Source organism: Bradyrhizobium valentinum (assembly GCF_001440405.1).
Classification (GTDB): domain Bacteria; phylum Pseudomonadota; class Alphaproteobacteria; order Rhizobiales; family Xanthobacteraceae; genus Bradyrhizobium; species Bradyrhizobium valentinum.
In genome coordinates, this window is record NZ_LLXX01000101.1 from 61,153 (window position 1) to 77,372 (window position 16,220).

A 16,220-nucleotide genomic window follows, 5' to 3' on the forward strand; every position below is an offset into this window, starting at 1 on the left:
GTCACGCGGCTACTGCCTCGACCTTTGCTTTCGCCATCGGCTGCTGCGGTTCGCGCGGCAGGACGATGCGGACGACGGTGCCGGTGCCAAGCTTCGAGCGCAGCCGCATCGTTCCGCCGTGCAGGCTGGTCAGCGACCGCGCGATGGCAAGGCCGAGACCGGAGCCCTGGTAGGTCTTGGTGAGCTGGCTCTCGACCTGTTCGAACGGGTTGCCGAGCCGCCGCAGCGAGGCCGGCGCGATGCCGATGCCGGTATCGGCGATCATCAGCACGATCGAGTTGGGCAGCACGTGGCTCCGCACGGTGACCTTGCCGTCGTCGGGGGTGAACTTCACGGCGTTGGACAACAGGTTGACGAAGATCTGCTTGACCGCGCGGCGGTCGGCCATCACGGAAATGGTGCTTTCGATATCGGCGTCCAGCGTCAGATGCTTGTCCTCGGCGCGCCCGGAGACCACGCGCAGCGACTCCGCCAGTATCTTCGACAGGTCGAGTTGCTCCATGTCGAGCTTCATGCGGCCGGCCTCGATCTTCGACATGTCGAGGATGTCGTTGATGACTTCGAGCAGGTATTTTCCGCTGGTCAGGATGTCGTGGCAGTACTCCTGATACTTGTCGGAGCCGAGCACGCCGAACATGCCGCTGCCCATGATCTCGGAGAAGCCGATGATGGCGTTCAGCGGCGTGCGCAGCTCGTGGCTCATATTGGCGAGGAATTTCGACTTGGCCTGGTTGGCCTCCTCGGCGCGGTTCTTCTCCTGCGAATATTTTTCGGCAAGATCAGCCAGCTCCGCCTTCGAGCGCTTGAGGTCGAGCACGTTGGCGCGCATCCGCGCGTCGTTCTCGATCAGCTTCTGCTCGTGTTCCTTGATGCGGGTGATGTCGGTGCCGACCGAGACGTAGCCGCCGTCCTTGGTGCGACGTTCAGAGATGTGCAGCCAGCTTCCGTCGTCGAGCTGCGCTTCGAAGGTGCGGGCTCCCGGCGCTTGCGCGCCGGTCTCCTGCAGTCTGGTGCGCACTTCCGGCATGCTGCCGACCTCGATGACGGTCTCGTACGACGTGCCGGGGGTCACCGCCGTATCGGGCAGTTTGTGCAGCCGCTGGAAGTGCGAATTGCAGAGCACGAGGCGGTCTTCCGCGTCCCACAGCACGAAGGCTTCCGGGATGGTCTCGATCGCGTCGCGCAGCCGCAGGTCGGCTTCCACGGTCTTCTCGGCGAGGCTCTTCTGCTCGGTGATGTCGACCGCGATGCCGATCAGGTGCAACCCGCCGTCTGCCGAGGTGTGGCTGAGCTCGCAGCGCACCCGCAGCCAGATCCAGTGGCCGCCGGTGTGCTGCATGCGGAAGCTCTGGTCGATGTGGTCGAGCTTGCCGGCGATCATCTGGTCGGCGATCGCAAACAGGTCGATGTCGTCGGATTTCACCAGCGCGTTGACTTCGCCGAAGGTGAGGAGATCGTTGCGGGAGTCGAGCCCGAGCATCGTGAACATCGATGCCGACCAGAAGATCCTGCCGCGGGAGAGGTCCCAGTCCCACAATCCGCAGCGGCCGCGATTGAGCGCGGTGTCGATCCGGCCGCGCACCGCGTCGTTGATGAGGTCGCCCTCGCGGGCGCGGGTCGACTGCCAGTGGAAGGCGAAGCCGAGGATCAGCACGACGAAGCCCGTGGTGGCCGAGAGCGTCACCGACAATGCGGCGTCCGAACCCCACAGCGGCTCGTTCTTTTCCTGGATGACGATGACCTGGCCCGGCAGCGACTTGACCAGCTTCGAGATCGCCATGGCGCCATTGCCGTTCGGAAGCGTCATGTCGGTGACGACGCCCTGCTGGCCGGGAGCGGCGAGCAGTTGCGCCGTGCTGATGACGTCGAGGATGCGATCGCTGCCGCCTAGGCTGCTCTCGATCGGCACGCGGGCCAGGATCCGGTGATCGGAGCCGGTGATGATGACATGGCGGCCGGAGGCGACGCCCCAGGCCGGAATCAGGTCGGGCAGCAGGCTCTGTAGCCGCTCGATGCTGGCGGCGCGGTCCTGCCGGATGGCGGCGAAGCGGTCGAGCCGTTCGGCCAGGAGATCCGTGAGCGCGGAGAGGTCGCGCTTCATGGCGGCGCGTTTTTGCCGGCTCTGGTCGATCACCTGCACGAAGGCGCCGAGGCAGATGGTGATGAGGAAGGCAATGATGAGCGTCGGCACGGCGCGACGAAGCGCCGGCTCAGCAGTGAGCAGCCGGTGGTAGGCAGGTTTCGCAATCGATTGCGCCAATCCCTTGATCGAATCGGATTGGACACACGCGTTCGCTGCATGCGCGCGCGCCATGCTTTAGACCCCCGCCGAAGGCTCTTTTGCACACTGTCCGGATGCGCGCCCCACGTCGCTTCCGAATCATAGCGATTTGAATCCAGTTTTTCCGGGCTGTCGAGAGTCAACGATTCGTTAATTCGAAATAAATCTTGTCCAACGCGAATTAAGGCATCGCCAAGCGAGTCCGAAACGGGAACGCGCCCGCAAAACTACGCGCGCGGCGGTTCGGCATGACTGATGACGCGCTTGATCGAAGGGAACGCGCCGCGCAGCGCGCGCTCGATCTCGTCGACCTTCTCGTGCACCTTGATGACGCTCATCGACGGTGCGGCGCGGCAGTGGAAATTAACGATTTCGCCGGCATCGGTGTCGCGCACCCGCACATTGTGAATGTCGTGGATCGCGCCATTGCCGGCAAATCGCGACAACGCGGCCTTGATGGTCTCGACGCGCTCGGGCGCGGCGTCGGTGCCGTGCGGCAGTTCCGGCTCGAGCGGTTCGATGTGGGTGTCGACCTCGACATCCTCACCGAAATCCCCGCGGATGCTGCGCTCCAGCCCGTGGGCGATATCGTGCGCGGCTGACAGTTCCATGTCGCCGTCGACTTCGAGGTCGATGCCGACGATCAGCTTTTCGCCGAGATCATGCACGGTGACATGGTGGACGGCGAGGCCGGAGTTGCGGGCGATCACCATGATGCGCTCGCGCACGCTCTCATTGTCGCGCGCGACGGGCACCGCGGTGAAGGTGAGGTCGGCATCGCCGAGCGCCTCAGTGACCGCCGCCTGCGCGGTTTTCTTGATCGCCTCGACGCGGTCGATCGGGTAGCTGCGCGGTACGTTGGCGATGGCGTCGATGAAATGTGTCGGCCCGACCATGCGAACGCGCAGGCGCTCGACGCCGACCACGCCGGGCACCGCGCGGATCGCAGCGGTGGCCTTCTCGGCGGCTCCCTGCGGCGCACGATCAAGCAGCGTCTCAACGGTGGAGCGTCCGAGCCGCAGGCCCAGGATCGATATCATCACGGCAACGGCGATGGCCGCGACCGAGTCGCCCCAGACATAGCCGAGGCCGGTCAGCAAAAGCCCGGCGATGACGGCGATGGAGCCGAGCACGTCAGAGGCAAAATGCAGCGCATCCGCCGCCAGCGCCTGGCTTCGGGTCGCGCGCGCCGTGCGATCCAGCGCCCGCGCACGCCAGAAATTGACCGCGATATCGATCACCAGCACCACGAAGGGAATCGCCGATATCGTCGGCGGGGCTGCGCCCTCGCGCAGGCGGCTGTAGGATTCGACCAGGATGCCGCCGGCCAGCACATAGAGCAGCGCGATGACAAAGAGCGCCGACAGGCTCTCGAACTTGCCGTGGCCGTAATGATGTTCTTCATCGGCCGGCTGGTCGGACACCCGCACCACCAGCCAGGTGATGACGGTCGCGATCACGTCGACCGAGGAGTGCAGGGCCTCCGAAATCAGCGCGAGAGAGCCGATCGCGATGCCGACCGCGAATTTGGCCGCGGCCATGCCGGCACTGGCGAAGATCGAGATCGCCGCGACGTTGGTCTTGATGGTGGGGGTGTGACTCATGGGCGGCGGTTTAGCAGGGCGTTGTCCAACATTAAAGGCGACCGTTGAAGGCGCAATCGCTACTCACTTGCAGGAGCGATTTGTTGCGAATTGTTCTGAGTTGAGAAATTCACCATCTGTGATCCGTCATCCTGAGGTGCGAGCGGAGCGAGCCTCGAAGGATGAGCGGCCCCGCTGGTGGCCGTCGCCCTTCGAGACGCGCGCAAGAGCGCGCTCCTCAGGGTAACGGGGATAGATGAGCGCCAGCGAGCAAAGTACGCCTCCGCATTCTCGCGGCGCATTGCACCCGAGGTTTGCAAAATCATTCGCCCATCGAGAAGAGGGCGCAGGGAATGCCGGGTGCTTGCTGCACCCGCGGTCTCGTGTGCAAATAACGCAAAGAGAACGCACACGAGCATACAGGTACAGCCGGAGCAGCCCGGCACTCCCTGCGCAGTGGTTTTACGGCTTATACCGCGCTCTCCCTGGAGACGAATTCGTCTTGCCTCCATCGCTGACGGATTGAAGACACTGCGAAGCCCGGTTGGGATCGCAACATCTCCGCCAGCTTGACACCAGCAACGGGTGCCAGGACCACACGGCTTTGCCGTACGCAGCCTCGCCAGTCGTCCGCACGTTGTGTTCGCTCACAGGCCAAGGCCCGCCCTGCGAACACGACCACGCGCCCGACGCTGCCGCGTCCACCGCAACCCGCCCAACGTTCGTGACGATGGCCAACGCCCCTCTAGTAGGACGGGATGGCGCGAGTTGTAGGGGTGATTTGGGTCTGCGGCGAAGCGGAATATTTTTGCGGGGGAGACTGGACGGGGCAAATCACGTTGAAGCTGCTAGGGAAAATCGATCTTTCAGGAAAAATCGATTTCTCGCGCGCGCCTGCTATTTATCAACGTGCAGAACAGATAAACCAAGGCGGCGCACGCACTGAAGAACATCGGCCGCGCAGGGGGGGCATGGCGACTTCATGGTGAACTGGCATTGGGTTCGGCCCATGTCAGTTTTGGCCCAAAGCAGACATTTGAACGCTGTTAGCGACCTCTTTGTTAGTACGCCGGCCGCGGGAAGTCGTTTTTTGCATTTGCTTCAAAGTCTAAGGGTTCGATTTCCGAAGAGCTACTTAGGCCGTGATAGTCTGCCAACATGCAACGTCTCGGCAGCATGCTCATTTCACATACCCTGCCCATTGGCCTTTCGTTGTGGGGGGCAGCTCTGACGCCATTGTGCTCGCTCTTCATTTTTGGAAGGCCGGAAATGGGGTTCGGCGATGCATTTCTCACTGCGCTGATGTCGGCGACCATGGCCGCGGCAGTGTTCTACTACGCTGGCCTTCAACTCCTTCGTGGTTTTGGGTTGCCTTCTGACACGACGATGCTCCAGTTTCACAAATTCATGATGGGCCGCTCTGAGGCGTAAGTGCGGTTCTGATGTCACCGCCAAGGATTAGGTATGACGTATAGTGATACTGTTGGGTTGGGCTGTTTTGCTGTGCTGGGCGCGTCCGCATTCATGGTGTTGCGTCCAAAATGGTTCTTCGTTCGAAAATTGTCGTTGGAGGAAGCGCTCACGTTCTGTTGGGTCGTATGGTCGATCTATATGGGGGCGTTCGTGGTCTACATCGGGCTAAAGCTGCCATTAGGCCTTTCGCGCGATGCGCACGGCCTGGCGGTCGGCGTTGCTGTTTGTTCATCCATTGTTGCTGGTCTGTGGTTGGCACGGGTCACTACCGACTGGAAGAGCGCGGGGACAGATCAATTTTTGGTCTGTTTATTCTCACACTTGTGGTGGTTCCCCTTACTGCTGCCTTGGCGCTGTCTCGAAATTGAGAGCTCGTTCGAGCAACAAACAGCTAGTCTTTTGCAACTGGCCCCAAAAGCGGGCTTCAACCGCTCCGCGCAGCAATTCGGCTCGGTCACAAGCGTGATGGCCCAGAGATCCATGTTGCATTCGCGGTAGCGCGAGCCGCAACAAGACGCCGCGGTTTCGCTCCCGCGTGCCATTGCCGTTCGCGATGCAGCGGCGTCGCCCTTGACCCACGCCTGCGCACCGCCACACGCATTGCAGCGCGGCGTCCTTGCTATCTGGACACGAGCCGGCCGCATTGTCCAAAATCGCTCGCAACAAAGCGGAGGCCCCGATGATGATTGTCGATTCCCAGGTTCATGCCTATGAGGCGAACAGTCCGAAGCGGCCCTGGCACAGTGTGCCGAACTGGCCCGATCACGTCACGGGTGACGAGATGGTGGCGGCGATGGACAAGGTCGGCGTCGACGGCGCGATCTTCATCTCCGCCTTTTCGTTGTACCGCTACGACGCCAGCTATGCCGTGGAAGTGCAGCGGGCCCATCCCGGCCGGCTCGCCATCGTCAAGCCGGTCGACCCTGATGACCCTGATGTGGCCGACGTCGTTGCCGACTGGAAGAAGACGCCGGGCGCGGTCGGAATCCGCATCATGCTGACGAAGGAGGCGCGGCGCCCGCCTGATGACCCCGGCCTCGACCGGATTGCGCGCGCGGCGGTTCGCCATGATTTTCCGGTCAACCTCCACTGCTGGGACAATCTGGACGCGGGCAGGGTGCTGATCGATCGTCACCCCGACACGCGATTCATCATCGACCATCTCGGCATCCTGCAGCCACGCGTGCCGCCGGCGCCGCCCGAACCCTGGGCCGTCCTGCCGAAAGTGCTGGAGCTCGCAAAACGCCCGAACGCCGTGATCAAAGTCAGCGGCGCCTGCACGTTGTCCCGCGAGCCCTTTCCTTTCCCTGACATCTGGGACCCGCTCGCCCGCGTATTCGATGCCTGGGGTTTCGAGCGCTGCCTGTGGGGCACGGACTGGACGCGGGCGTTTGCCGTCGTCAATTACGCGCAGGCCGTCGAGCCCTTCCTCAGGAGCAGCCGCCTGAGCGACTCCGAGCGGGCCATGCTGATGGGCGGTGCCTGCATCAAGGCTTATGACTGGTCACCGAAGAAGGGTTAGTGCGCAGGTATGACAGAGTTCCGGGCTGGAAAATCTTCGGTCCGATGCGCATATTTCCGGGATGGCGACAATTGTGCAATGCACTTGCGGCGCCGAGTACAGTCGCACTGAAGAGAAGTTCTTGGTGCCGCATACGGGTGACGCGGTCTGCAAGGTCTGCGGAGCTGCACTGGAATCGTGGCTGGAAACCACCCACGTTCCCATATACGAACTTATTGAACGTCCAGAGAAAAAGCCGGAATGACGCTAGCCCAGTAGCCCACTGCGCCTCATTTGGTTCCGCAAGAAAGTTAATCTTCAAAGTTCTGGCGCTCCTCAGGATCAGGGCGCACACTTTGGCATCACCGCGCGTCTCGTGGCAGTCATCGGTGATGAGAACGCCAGTCGCGCTCCCGCCAATCCTCAAATGGGGAGCCGCGTATGTCAGAGCGTCGCCGTTTCATACAAACGACCTCCCTCGAAGAGCGCCTTGCAAAGGAAGCAACGCAGTTGCGCAAGCAGGCCCAAGGTACCCCGCCGGGTATTGAGCGCAATCTCCTGGTTCGCAAAGCCCGCCGGGCCGAGACAGCTTGCCGTATGACCGCGTGGCTGGCCTCGGGCTCCAGGCACCAAAATAGGTTCAAGTAGAATGGCTATTTATCGCCTATTGAAGAACTCTACCTTGGGGCCGGAAGAGATTGGCCACATCACTGCGGCGTACGAGCAAACGTTGCACACCCTCTGCGTCAAGGATCGCGACGACCCCCTGACGGAAATGGTTGCGAAGAAGATCATCAAGATCGCGCAAACCGGTGTCCATGACGCGGCGCAGCTTTCGGCTCAGGCGATCAGAGAACTAGGCGTCCGGTAAGGTCGTCGCAGTTGGCGGCCTCGCTTATTTCGAATGTCGCCTGTTGGCATCCGCATTTCAGAAAGCCGAAATCAGGGGTGGTCGCTGATCATCACGGCGGCAAACATCAAGGTTGAGCAACGGCCGTTCGACCTTGCATAATCTCCAGATCAGCCGGAGGAACAGCGATGCAATTGCGGGTGTTTGGGCGCACGGGAATGCGGCTCTCGGTGCTGGGCTTCGGCTGCGGCGCGGTGGGCGGGTTGATGGTACGTGGCGATCCTGTCGACCAGGAGCGCACCATCGCACGCGCAATCGCCGCCGGCGTCAACTACTTCGACACCGCAGTGCAGTACGGCGATGGCGAATCGGAAAAGAATCTCGGCCGCGTCTTGCAAAAGCTGAAACCGGCCAACGTGGCCGTCGGCACCAAGGTCAGGTTGCCACCCGGCGAGACCGGCCGCATGGCTGACGCCGTCAGGATATCGCTCGAAGGCAGTCTGGCGCGGCTCCGTCTAGATCGGGTCGACATCCTTCATCTGCACAATTCGATTACCGAGAACGGCGGCGGATCGGCGCTCAGCGTCCGGCAGGTGCTCGACGACGTGGTCCCGGCATTCGAGCGCCTGCGTCAGCAGGGCAAGATTGGTTTTCTCGGGATGACGGCGCTCGGCGATACGGCCGCGCTGCATCACGTGATCGATGCCCGCGTCTTCCACAGCGCGCAGGTCGTCTACAACATGCTCAATCCGTCTGCGGCCTGCGAATTGCCGGCGCGCTATCCGGCGCAGGATTATGGACGGTTGTTTGATCACACCGAGGCCGCCGGCGTCGGCGTCGTGGGCATCCGTGTGCTGGCCGGCGGCGCGCTGTCGGGCTCAGCCGAGCGTCACCCAATCGCGGGTCCGGCGCCGGAGCCGCTCGGTTCGGCGATGAGCTACGACGCCGATATCGATCGCGCGCGCCGCCTGACGCCGCTGGTAGAGGAGGGCTTCGCCACCAACCTGACCGAAGCCGCCACGCGGTTTGCGCTATCTCACCCGGCGATGGGCACGATCCTGGTCGGCATGGCGACGCCGCAACAATTCGAGGACGCACTCACTGCTGCCGAAAAAGGCCCGCTGCCGCAAGCTGCGCTCGATCGGCTGGCGGAGTTGCGACAGGGATTTTCTGGCGAGGCACGATGACGGTGTGGGTCCCGGCTCTGCGGAGCAGCGCTCACGCGCTGCACCGCAGAGCCGGGACACGCAGCGTGCAGGGCGGATTTAGTTCTACTGCGTCATGGCCTTTCAACCCCTCATCCTGAGGAGCCCGCAGAGCGGGCGTCTCGAAGGATGCAGGCCACAGACGGGGCCTCATGGTTCGAGACGCGCTTCGCGCTCCTCACCATGAGGGGCTTATGATGCAGTACGGTTAGCCCATCGCCACTGCGCCCGGCTACAGCGTCACCACGATCTTGCCGAGGTGCTTGTTGGCTTCCATGTGCTCGAACGCACTTCCGATCTCGGCGAACGGATAGACCGTGTCGATCGGCAGTTGCAGCTTGCGGGATTCGACCGCCGGCCAGATGTCCTTGCGGACCTCGTCAAAGATCTCCCGGATCTCCTCGATCGTGCGGGTGCGGAAGGTGACGCCGATATAATTGATGCGGCGGGCGGCGTGCAGGTCGAAATTGAAATCGGCGTGGGTGCCGCCGAGCCGGCCGACATTGACGATGCGCCCCTTGACCTTGGTCGCGGCGAGATTCTGGTTCGCGACCTTGCCGGAGACCTGGTCGACGATCAGGTCGACGCCTTCGCCATTGGTGGCCTTCAGCACCTGATCGACCCAGCCGGGATCGCTGGAGTCAATCGCAAGATCGGCGCCGAACTCCTTCAGGCGGCCGCGGCGCATCGCATCCGTCGAGGAGCCGATGACAAGCTTCGCGCCCTTGAATTTTGCGATCTGCATCGCCATCAAGCCGACGCCGGAGCTGGCGCCCTGGATCAGCACGCTCTGGCCCGCCTGCAGCGCGCCTGATGTGACGACGGCATTGTGCATGGTGGCGAGCGCGACGGGGAGGGTAGCGGCCTCCTCGAAGTTCATGTTGGAGGGCGCGCGGAACAGCCGGCCGTGGTCGGCCAGCGTGTACTCGGCAAACGCCGCGCCGCCCGAGCCCATGATCTTGTCGCCGACCTTGACGCCCTTGGCGTCGGGGCCGAGCTCGGCGACTTCGCCCGCCCATTCCATGCCGAGCACCGTGCCGACGCCGCCGGCAGAGCCATGCGCGTGGCCCTTGGTCATGCCGAGGTCGGCGCGGTTGAGGCCGCAGGCATGGACCTTGACCAACACCTGCGTGCCCTTTGGCGAAGGTTTTGCAATTTCGGCGATTTCGGCGCCGTTGGCGCCGTAGACATAGGCTTTCATGGGCTCTTCTCTTTATCGTCTAACGCAAGGTGAAGTTTTTGTTTCCCGTCATCCTGAGGTGTGAGCGCAGCGAGCCTCGAAGGATGAACGGCCCGGCCGGTGGCCGTCGCCCTTCGAGACGCGCTTCGCGCTCCTCAGGGTGACGGATCACGTTGATCGCGCATCATCTCACCATGCGTCAAGCCGCTTATTCGGCGGCCTGGCGCTGGGCACCGGACAACATACCTTCGAAGCGGCTGCGGATGATCGCTTCCGCATCGCGCATGATGCGCGACACCAGTTCGGCGCAGGTCGGGATGTCGTGGATCAGGCCCTGCACCTGGCCGGCCGACCAGATGCCCTCATCGGCATCGCCGGTGGCGTAGACCATCTTGCCGCGGGCGCCGGCGACGAGTTCGCGGACATCCTCGAACTTCGCGCCTTCCCTTTCCATCGCCACCACCTTGGTCGAGATCGCGTTCTTGGCGACGCGCGAGGTGTTGCGCATGGTGCGGAAGATCAGCTCGGTCTCGCGCTCGTCATTGGCAACGATGCGCTCCTTCACGAGCTGATGGATCGGGCTCTCCTTGGTGCACATGAAGCGCGTGCCCATGTTGATGCCTTCGGCGCCGAGCGCGAGCGCCGCGACCAGGCCGCGGCCATCGCCAAAGCCGCCCGAGGCGATCAACGGGATCTTGACCTTGTCGGCGGCGGCCGGGATCAGGATCAGGCCGGGCGTGTCGTCCTCGCCGGGATGGCCGGCGCATTCGAAACCGTCGATCGAGATCGCGTCGACCCCCATCCGCTCCGCCGACAGCGCGTGACGGACGCTGGTGCATTTGTGGATAATCTTGATGCCGTGCTTCTTGAACTCGGTGACGTGTTCCTGCGGCTTGTTGCCGGCGGTCTCGACGATCTTGACGCCGGCCTCGATGATGGCCTGGCGATATTCGGCGTAGGGCGGCGGCTTGATCGCGGGAAGAATGGTGAGGTTGACGCCGAACGGCTTGTCCGTCAGTTGGCGGCAGCGCGCGATTTCCTTGGTGAGATCTTCCGGCGTCGGCTGCGTGAGCGCGGTGATCAGCCCGAGCGCGCCGGCATTGGCGACCGCCGCGACCAGCTCGGCGCGTCCGACCCATTGCATCCCGCCCTGGACGATCGGGTGCTCGATGCCGACGAGTTCGGTGAATCGCGTCTTGATCATGTCTGCCCTCTGTTTCCCCGGCGCAACAGGTCGCGCACGTCATTTTGTGAGATTTCGCGGGGCAGGATGCCGTCACCCCCCGCAAAAGTCTACGGGGAGCAGGTGGAGGCCAGGGCAACGCCATCATGCAAAAGCGGGGACTTGTTCCGCAGTGCGGATTATTCCGTAGGGGTCCGGCATTTCCGGAGATCACCCTACTGCCGACAAAATCGACGCTTCTGACCCGTACATTGCGCTGAACGGACATTGCGATGCAACACATTGCTGCTTTGGTTTTCATCCAGGGTGCTGTCCATGAACGATCCCCGCAAGGTCGACATCTACTCAGCCGAACACAAGCGTGACCCGTTTCAGTTCTATGCGTTTCTTCGCAGCGAGGCGCCGGTCTTCGAAGTTGGCGTACCCGTCCTGAAGCGGGCGTGGCTGATTACACGTTACGATGACGTGGTGCTGTGCCTTCAAGACAGCGATAGGTTCGTAAAAAACGCGAGCAATGCCGGCTTGCGCTCGCCCAAGTCCATGCCGTGGTGGACACCCGCGAGCCTCAGGACACTCTCGGAGAACATGCTGGACCTCGACGATCCCGCACATCGAAGGCTGCGGGCCCTCATCAACAAGGCGTTCAGTCGTGCGCGCATCGAGCAGTTACGAAACCGCGCCGAAGTGTTGGCTGAGGGTCTCGTCGATCGGATGCGCGCAAAATCGAAGCCCGATGTTATCGAGGATTTCGCGCTTCCGCTTCCGTTGACCGTGATCTCGGAACTGCTGGGCTTGCCCGAAGAGGCCCGGCCGCGCTTTCGGAAGTGGACCAATGTTTTTCTCGGAGCGCGGTCAGAAATTCGCATGGCGCTCTCGCTGCCCTCGATCTTTGCATTAATGCGATATTTGCGGCGCCTCGTTGCCACGCGCCGGCGTACCCCGAGGGATGATCTCATCTCCGCGCTCATCGCCGTAGAGGAGGGGGGCGACCGGCTGAGCGAGAACGAGCTCATCGCCATGCTGGTACTTCTAATCATCGCCGGCCACGAGACGACCGTGAACCTCATTGGTTCCGGAATGCTGGTGCTGATGGAGAATCCGCGCGAGAAAGAGCGCCTCATCGGAGATTTTTCGCTCCTTGGGTCTGCGGTCGAGGAGTTGTTACGCTTCACGGCGCCCGTGGAGATCGCAACGGAGCGATATGCGGCCCAAGACATCGACCTGCGCGACACTACGATCAGGCGCGGCGATGTCATTTTCCCCGTCATTGCCTCCGCCAACCGGGATGCGCAGAAATTCGCGGAGCCCGATCGGTTGGACGTGGCCCGCAGGCCCAATCCGCACCTTGCATTTGGAGATGGCGTTCACTTTTGCGTCGGCTCACACCTGGCGAAGATGGAGGCCGAGATCGCGTTCGGTTGCCTGCTGAGGCGCCTGCCCAAGTTGAGCCTCGCCTGTCCTGCTCACGAACTGCAATGGCGCGCCGCGCCGGTCGTTCGTGGCCTCAAGTCGTTGCCGGTCATCACGTAGCCGTTGTTGCACCGGAAGACCTGCCGGGCTTTCATCGCTAAGAACCCGCACGGTTGCTCAATAGCGGACAAAGTTCGAACCGGCGATACCCGAGTCAGTGGCGTTTGGGTGCTCGAAGTGCGTATAGTCTTTGATAGATCATCGACTCCGGTATCCAATCAAGCAAGGTGTGTCCAAGTGGCAGCTTGATCAGGCCAGCGATAATTCTGGATGAAGGCGGATACCAATAAACCGACAGGTTAAAAAATTTAAGGGGAGTGAACCCCAAAGTCGTAAACTCGTGCATCAATCGCTTATGACTGAAGTGTCTTCTGTAGTCCACAATTGGACCCGAGAGCAGAAGTATTTTGTCAGGGTGTTCTTTGGCAACTTTCTCCAGGAACGCTCCCTGCTCTTCAAAGGACAGAAAGTAGACGCATTCGAGCGCCGCGATGACGTCGTAACCCTCGAATGACGCTTGTAAAAAATCAGCGCACTCAAATCTGGCATTTGGCAGGCCCAGCGATTTGGCGCGAGTAATCGCCACATCGCTTATGTCGATGCCAACCACGGATCGTGCTTTGCTGAAAGTTGTTTGGGTCAAGTGGCCTTCACCACAACCGAGTTCAAGAACGGATTTGTCCCGGATGAATGGCTTCAGGCGTCGGCGCAAGACCTTGTCCCTGAACCGCGCGTGGGAAATATGCCAGGGGTCAGGAGTTGCGTAATAGAGATTGAAATCTGCGGCCGTTCGCATTGCTGGTTTCCGCATTGCGCTTGGTTAGAAAGCAAGAGCTCTTCGCGAGTGCCCCCAAAACAGATTGTTTTTGGCGCGCCGGCGCGATCCCGGCGCTTCGAGACTTTCCTTGGGGGCAACGCTTATTGCATTTTTACCCTTTCGCGCCACCGCGCTTCGAAAGTATCAGAGTCTTTCAATGCCCAGGCTTGCGCGTCCAATGGATTGCCAGGCTCCTCTGTGACAACGCTTTGAATGTTGGAGGCGGGTTGCGCGGATGCCACCTTGGGCCATTCCAACAACGATTTCGAAAGCATGGGCTTGCCTTCGTACCAGCACTTTCGTCCATCGATAAGACGATAGGACCACCAACGCCCGTGCGGATTTGATGGCGCTGCGGCGCTGCATTGTTGTTTGGCCTGCGCATTCGGCGCCCCGACTGGTAGGAGCGTAGCCATCAAGGCGGCCAAGGCGATTGATGGCAGTTTCCTCATTTGCGCACTGAGAGACTGCTCTGTTGCTGCAAGCGGCTTACAGCAACTACCAAATCGGGGCGTTCGAGAACTTCCACCAGCTTGTCGAGGACAAGCTCATTGTTCTGCGGCCGGGGCCGAAGGTATTCTTCCAGTATGAGTTGCGCTTCGTTAATCGCCTGAAGAGCCAATTGTTGATCAGTCATCTCTTCTTCCCCATCAAAGAAATGCCGTTTCCCAATCAAAGAAATGCCGTCCGGCCGGGAAAAAGAAGCAAGAAATCAAGCCGTCTTTTGGGAGGTATCCCCGCCTTTTTCGGATTATGCGATCAATTTTTATTTCAATGCGGGAGGCCCTGCAGCGCCCGAATCGCGGCGCGTCCAGGTTCCACATTGCTTCCGCAGTCCCTTGGCATCTTCGAATGGCCGGCGCGCCTGAGCCGGCGCATTTGTGAAGGTCCGCTGCCAGCGGCGCTTTTCGGAGGGGGGCGGTCTCCGACCTAAGTCAGTAATTGCGCCCCAAAGCCACTCTGGTTTCCACCACCGGTCAGCACGCACGACCGCGCGACCAATTGATGTTCTCAATGTGCTCTCGGGTTTTTGCTGATGCGAGCGGCCGGCCCGAGTTAGCAGGTAATGTGGAAAAGGCCGATCTTCTTTGCATGCGAGTTGTTGAACGTATGAATCGCCTTGGGGGTCGGCTGCAACAGGACCGTGCAACCCTTTTTCGAAAAATACGTCTCGGCTTCCGGCGATAGGTGCACATTGCCCATCTGGCCCGAACCAAGAATTAACTGCTCGCATCCGTCCTCATAGATGAACTTCGCTTCGTCTTTCGAGAGGATATGCGAGGTGCCGTAGTACTTCTTCGATAGCTTTTTCTTCCGCTTTGCCACCTCGCCGGAGAGACGAATGATCACGTCGTGTTCATAGGTCTTTCCGTCAATCGTGATGGTGCCGAAGGTAGTGCGTTCGATCTCCATGGCCTGACTCCTTCCGAAGCTACCCCACAGGAGATGTTCTTGGGGGCTACCACTGCCAGCTATGACGCGCGGTTGAGAAAGATCGGCAGCCCTCGCTTGTTGCCGTAGATGGGGCGGTAGCGCTCCGTGTTGTACGTGCCGGCGACGTCCAATTTGCGCGGCCCGAGCTTGGCGTCGGGAATGGGCACGAGGTCGTAGCGCCCCTCCACCAGCGCCGACATGAGGCCGGTCTTGCCTTGCAGGATGGCATCGTAGGCCATGTTACCGAAAGTCAGGGCCACGAGCTTGTCCATGAAGTCCGGATTGCCAGATCGCAGGTCGTAGGTGAGGTCAGACGTGATCGTCTCCTCGCCGGCTCGCCGCTTGATCTCGTCGGCGAACGATTCCGCCACGCTCGCCTTCTTGCGATGGCCGTAGGCATCGGGCTCGCCGTATTCCTGCACCTCGTAGCCCTCCCACGCGGCGCCCTCGCTGAGCACGACCAGCGCGTAGTTGCTTGGGTTGGCGCGCTTCTCCTCGACGAGCAACTGGATCAGCTTGTCGAGATCGACCCTGTACTCCGGTATGACGCACCGTATCGAGGTGGCGTACGCGGTGTAGAGCGCCGTAAATCCGGCGTCGCGGCCAAAGACGCGGAAGATGCCGACTCGCTCGTGCGAACCGACAGTGGTGCGCTGCCGCTGGATGGCGTCGCTTGCGCGGGTTATCGCGGTCGAGAAGCCGATGCAGTACTCGGTGTTGCGGACGTCGTTGTCCATCGTCTTCGGAATGGCGATGATCTTGACGCCGATTTCGTTGAGCCTGGCTGCGTAGCTGAGCGTGTCGTCGCCGCCGATGGCGATCAGATGTTCGATGCCGAGCCCCGAGAGGTTCGCCAGCACCTGGCCGGTGACGTCCCACGTTCTGCTTGCGATGCCGCCCTTGGTGCTGAGCGAGGCCGGAAAGTCGTGGCCTGCGAGATGATCCGGCAGCTTCTTCATCTTGGACGGATTGGTGCGGCTCGAGTGCAGCACGGTGCCGCCGCTCCGGTCTATGGTGCGCGTGTTGTCACGGTTCAGCGGGATGATGTAGTGGGACCTGGAGGCCGGGTCCTCGAGGTTCACGTGCGTCAGGGCCTCCCAACCACGGCGGAGGCCGACGACCTCGATGTCGTTCTCGCTGCCGCGATATGTCACGCTCTTGATAACTGCGTTGAGACCGGGAACGTCGCCGCCGCCCGTGAGAATGCCGATACGCCTTTTTGCCATACCCACCTCGCAAGCGG

At 61.5% G+C, this 16,220-nt stretch carries 15 protein-coding genes; 7 read left to right on the forward strand and 8 right to left on the reverse strand.

Annotated elements, in window-relative coordinates:
- Window position 1: 1 nt before the first annotated feature.
- Both CP49_RS15330 and CP49_RS15335 read right to left on the reverse strand, forming a co-directional pair.
- Window positions 2-2,314, reverse strand: a complete 2,313-nt coding sequence (locus CP49_RS15330; RefSeq protein ID WP_057851060.1) for a PAS domain-containing sensor histidine kinase — start codon at window positions 2,312-2,314, stop codon at window positions 2-4.
- A 194-nt stretch (window positions 2,315-2,508) separates the two neighbouring features.
- Window positions 2,509-3,885 (reverse strand): cation-efflux pump, encoded by a 1,377-nt coding sequence (locus CP49_RS15335; protein WP_057851061.1) that lies wholly within the window; start codon window positions 3,883-3,885, stop codon window positions 2,509-2,511.
- A 737-nt stretch (window positions 3,886-4,622) separates the two neighbouring features.
- Between CP49_RS15335 and CP49_RS44665 the strand changes: the two genes are divergently transcribed.
- The 6 genes from CP49_RS44665 to CP49_RS15370 all read left to right on the forward strand — a co-directional run bounded on the left by CP49_RS44665 (window position 4,623) and on the right by CP49_RS15370 (window position 8,875).
- On the forward strand, window positions 4,623-4,853 hold the full coding sequence (locus CP49_RS44665) for a hypothetical protein (protein WP_156438451.1): 231 nt from the start codon (window positions 4,623-4,625) through the stop codon (window positions 4,851-4,853).
- Window positions 4,854-5,022: 169 nt separating this feature from the next.
- On the forward strand, window positions 5,023-5,295 hold the full coding sequence (locus CP49_RS15340; RefSeq protein ID WP_057851062.1) for a hypothetical protein: 273 nt from the start codon (window positions 5,023-5,025) through the stop codon (window positions 5,293-5,295).
- 33 nt (window positions 5,296-5,328) lie between these two features.
- A complete protein-coding gene (locus CP49_RS15345) occupies window positions 5,329-5,835 on the forward strand; it encodes a hypothetical protein (protein WP_057851063.1) in 507 nt (168 codons plus the stop codon).
- Between the two features lie 181 nt (window positions 5,836-6,016).
- Window positions 6,017-6,859 (forward strand): amidohydrolase family protein, encoded by an 843-nt coding sequence (locus CP49_RS15350; protein ID WP_057851064.1) that lies wholly within the window; start codon window positions 6,017-6,019, stop codon window positions 6,857-6,859.
- A gap of 628 nt (window positions 6,860-7,487) precedes the next feature.
- Window positions 7,488-7,709, forward strand: a complete 222-nt coding sequence (locus tag CP49_RS15365) for a hypothetical protein (protein ID WP_057851067.1) — start codon at window positions 7,488-7,490, stop codon at window positions 7,707-7,709.
- Between the two features lie 167 nt (window positions 7,710-7,876).
- Entirely contained in the window at window positions 7,877-8,875 is a 999-nt protein-coding gene (locus tag CP49_RS15370) for an aldo/keto reductase (protein ID WP_082646034.1), read from the forward strand.
- A 250-nt stretch (window positions 8,876-9,125) separates the two neighbouring features.
- On the opposite strand, the gene CP49_RS15375 is transcribed toward CP49_RS15370, so the two are convergent.
- Together CP49_RS15375 and CP49_RS15380 are read right to left on the reverse strand one after the other, a co-directional pair.
- Entirely contained in the window at window positions 9,126-10,094 is a 969-nt protein-coding gene (locus CP49_RS15375) for a zinc-binding dehydrogenase (protein WP_057851069.1), read from the reverse strand.
- A 187-nt stretch (window positions 10,095-10,281) separates the two neighbouring features.
- Window positions 10,282-11,277 (reverse strand): NAD(P)H-dependent flavin oxidoreductase, encoded by a 996-nt coding sequence (locus CP49_RS15380; protein WP_057851070.1) that lies wholly within the window; start codon window positions 11,275-11,277, stop codon window positions 10,282-10,284.
- Between the two features lie 294 nt (window positions 11,278-11,571).
- Here CP49_RS15380 and CP49_RS15385 point away from each other — a divergent pair, with 294 nt between their 5' ends.
- Complete coding sequence (locus CP49_RS15385) at window positions 11,572-12,786, forward strand: cytochrome P450 family protein (protein WP_057903000.1); 1,215 nt, start codon at window positions 11,572-11,574, stop codon at window positions 12,784-12,786.
- Window positions 12,787-12,880: 94 nt separating this feature from the next.
- Here CP49_RS15385 and CP49_RS15390 read toward each other — a convergent pair whose 3' ends face one another.
- The 4 genes from CP49_RS15390 to CP49_RS15405 all read right to left on the reverse strand — a co-directional run bounded on the left by CP49_RS15390 (window position 12,881) and on the right by CP49_RS15405 (window position 16,203).
- The gene (locus CP49_RS15390) at window positions 12,881-13,522 is read right to left on the reverse strand and encodes a class I SAM-dependent methyltransferase (protein ID WP_057851072.1); all 642 of its coding nucleotides are present in this window, start codon (window positions 13,520-13,522) and stop codon (window positions 12,881-12,883) included.
- A gap of 469 nt (window positions 13,523-13,991) precedes the next feature.
- Window positions 13,992-14,180, reverse strand: a complete 189-nt coding sequence (locus CP49_RS15395; protein ID WP_057851190.1) for a hypothetical protein — start codon at window positions 14,178-14,180, stop codon at window positions 13,992-13,994.
- Window positions 14,181-14,599: 419 nt separating this feature from the next.
- Window positions 14,600-14,956 carry an Mth938-like domain-containing protein gene (locus tag CP49_RS15400; RefSeq protein ID WP_057851073.1) on the reverse strand — a complete coding sequence of 119 codons (357 nt, stop codon included), beginning with the start codon at window positions 14,954-14,956 and terminating at the stop codon, window positions 14,600-14,602.
- Window positions 14,957-15,015: 59 nt separating this feature from the next.
- Window positions 15,016-16,203: a 6-phosphofructokinase gene (locus CP49_RS15405; protein ID WP_057851074.1), complete on the reverse strand. Its 1,188-nt coding sequence runs from the start codon at window positions 16,201-16,203 to the stop codon at window positions 15,016-15,018.
- Window positions 16,204-16,220 lie beyond the last annotated feature (17 nt).

What these genes read in the sequence shown, in the direction of transcription:
- CP49_RS15330 (WP_057851060.1), bottom strand. Translation starts at nt 2,314, where the DNA reads ATGGCGCGCGCGCATGCAGCGAACGCGTGTGTCCAATCCGATTCGATC.
- CP49_RS15335 (WP_057851061.1), bottom strand. Translation starts at nt 3,885, where the DNA reads ATGAGTCACACCCCCACCATCAAGACCAACGTCGCGGCGATCTCGATC.
- CP49_RS44665 (WP_156438451.1), top strand. Translation starts at nt 4,623, where the DNA reads ATGGCGCGAGTTGTAGGGGTGATTTGGGTCTGCGGCGAAGCGGAATAT.
- CP49_RS15340 (WP_057851062.1), top strand. Translation starts at nt 5,023, where the DNA reads ATGCAACGTCTCGGCAGCATGCTCATTTCACATACCCTGCCCATTGGC.
- CP49_RS15345 (WP_057851063.1), top strand. Translation starts at nt 5,329, where the DNA reads ATGACGTATAGTGATACTGTTGGGTTGGGCTGTTTTGCTGTGCTGGGC.
- CP49_RS15350 (WP_057851064.1), top strand. Translation starts at nt 6,017, where the DNA reads ATGATGATTGTCGATTCCCAGGTTCATGCCTATGAGGCGAACAGTCCG.
- CP49_RS15365 (WP_057851067.1), top strand. Translation starts at nt 7,488, where the DNA reads ATGGCTATTTATCGCCTATTGAAGAACTCTACCTTGGGGCCGGAAGAG.
- CP49_RS15370 (WP_082646034.1), top strand. Translation starts at nt 7,877, where the DNA reads ATGCAATTGCGGGTGTTTGGGCGCACGGGAATGCGGCTCTCGGTGCTG.
- CP49_RS15375 (WP_057851069.1), bottom strand. Translation starts at nt 10,094, where the DNA reads ATGAAAGCCTATGTCTACGGCGCCAACGGCGCCGAAATCGCCGAAATT.
- CP49_RS15380 (WP_057851070.1), bottom strand. Translation starts at nt 11,277, where the DNA reads ATGATCAAGACGCGATTCACCGAACTCGTCGGCATCGAGCACCCGATC.
- CP49_RS15385 (WP_057903000.1), top strand. Translation starts at nt 11,572, where the DNA reads ATGAACGATCCCCGCAAGGTCGACATCTACTCAGCCGAACACAAGCGT.
- CP49_RS15390 (WP_057851072.1), bottom strand. Translation starts at nt 13,522, where the DNA reads ATGCGAACGGCCGCAGATTTCAATCTCTATTACGCAACTCCTGACCCC.
- CP49_RS15395 (WP_057851190.1), bottom strand. Translation starts at nt 14,180, where the DNA reads ATGACTGATCAACAATTGGCTCTTCAGGCGATTAACGAAGCGCAACTC.
- CP49_RS15400 (WP_057851073.1), bottom strand. Translation starts at nt 14,956, where the DNA reads ATGGAGATCGAACGCACTACCTTCGGCACCATCACGATTGACGGAAAG.
- CP49_RS15405 (WP_057851074.1), bottom strand. Translation starts at nt 16,203, where the DNA reads ATGGCAAAAAGGCGTATCGGCATTCTCACGGGCGGCGGCGACGTTCCC.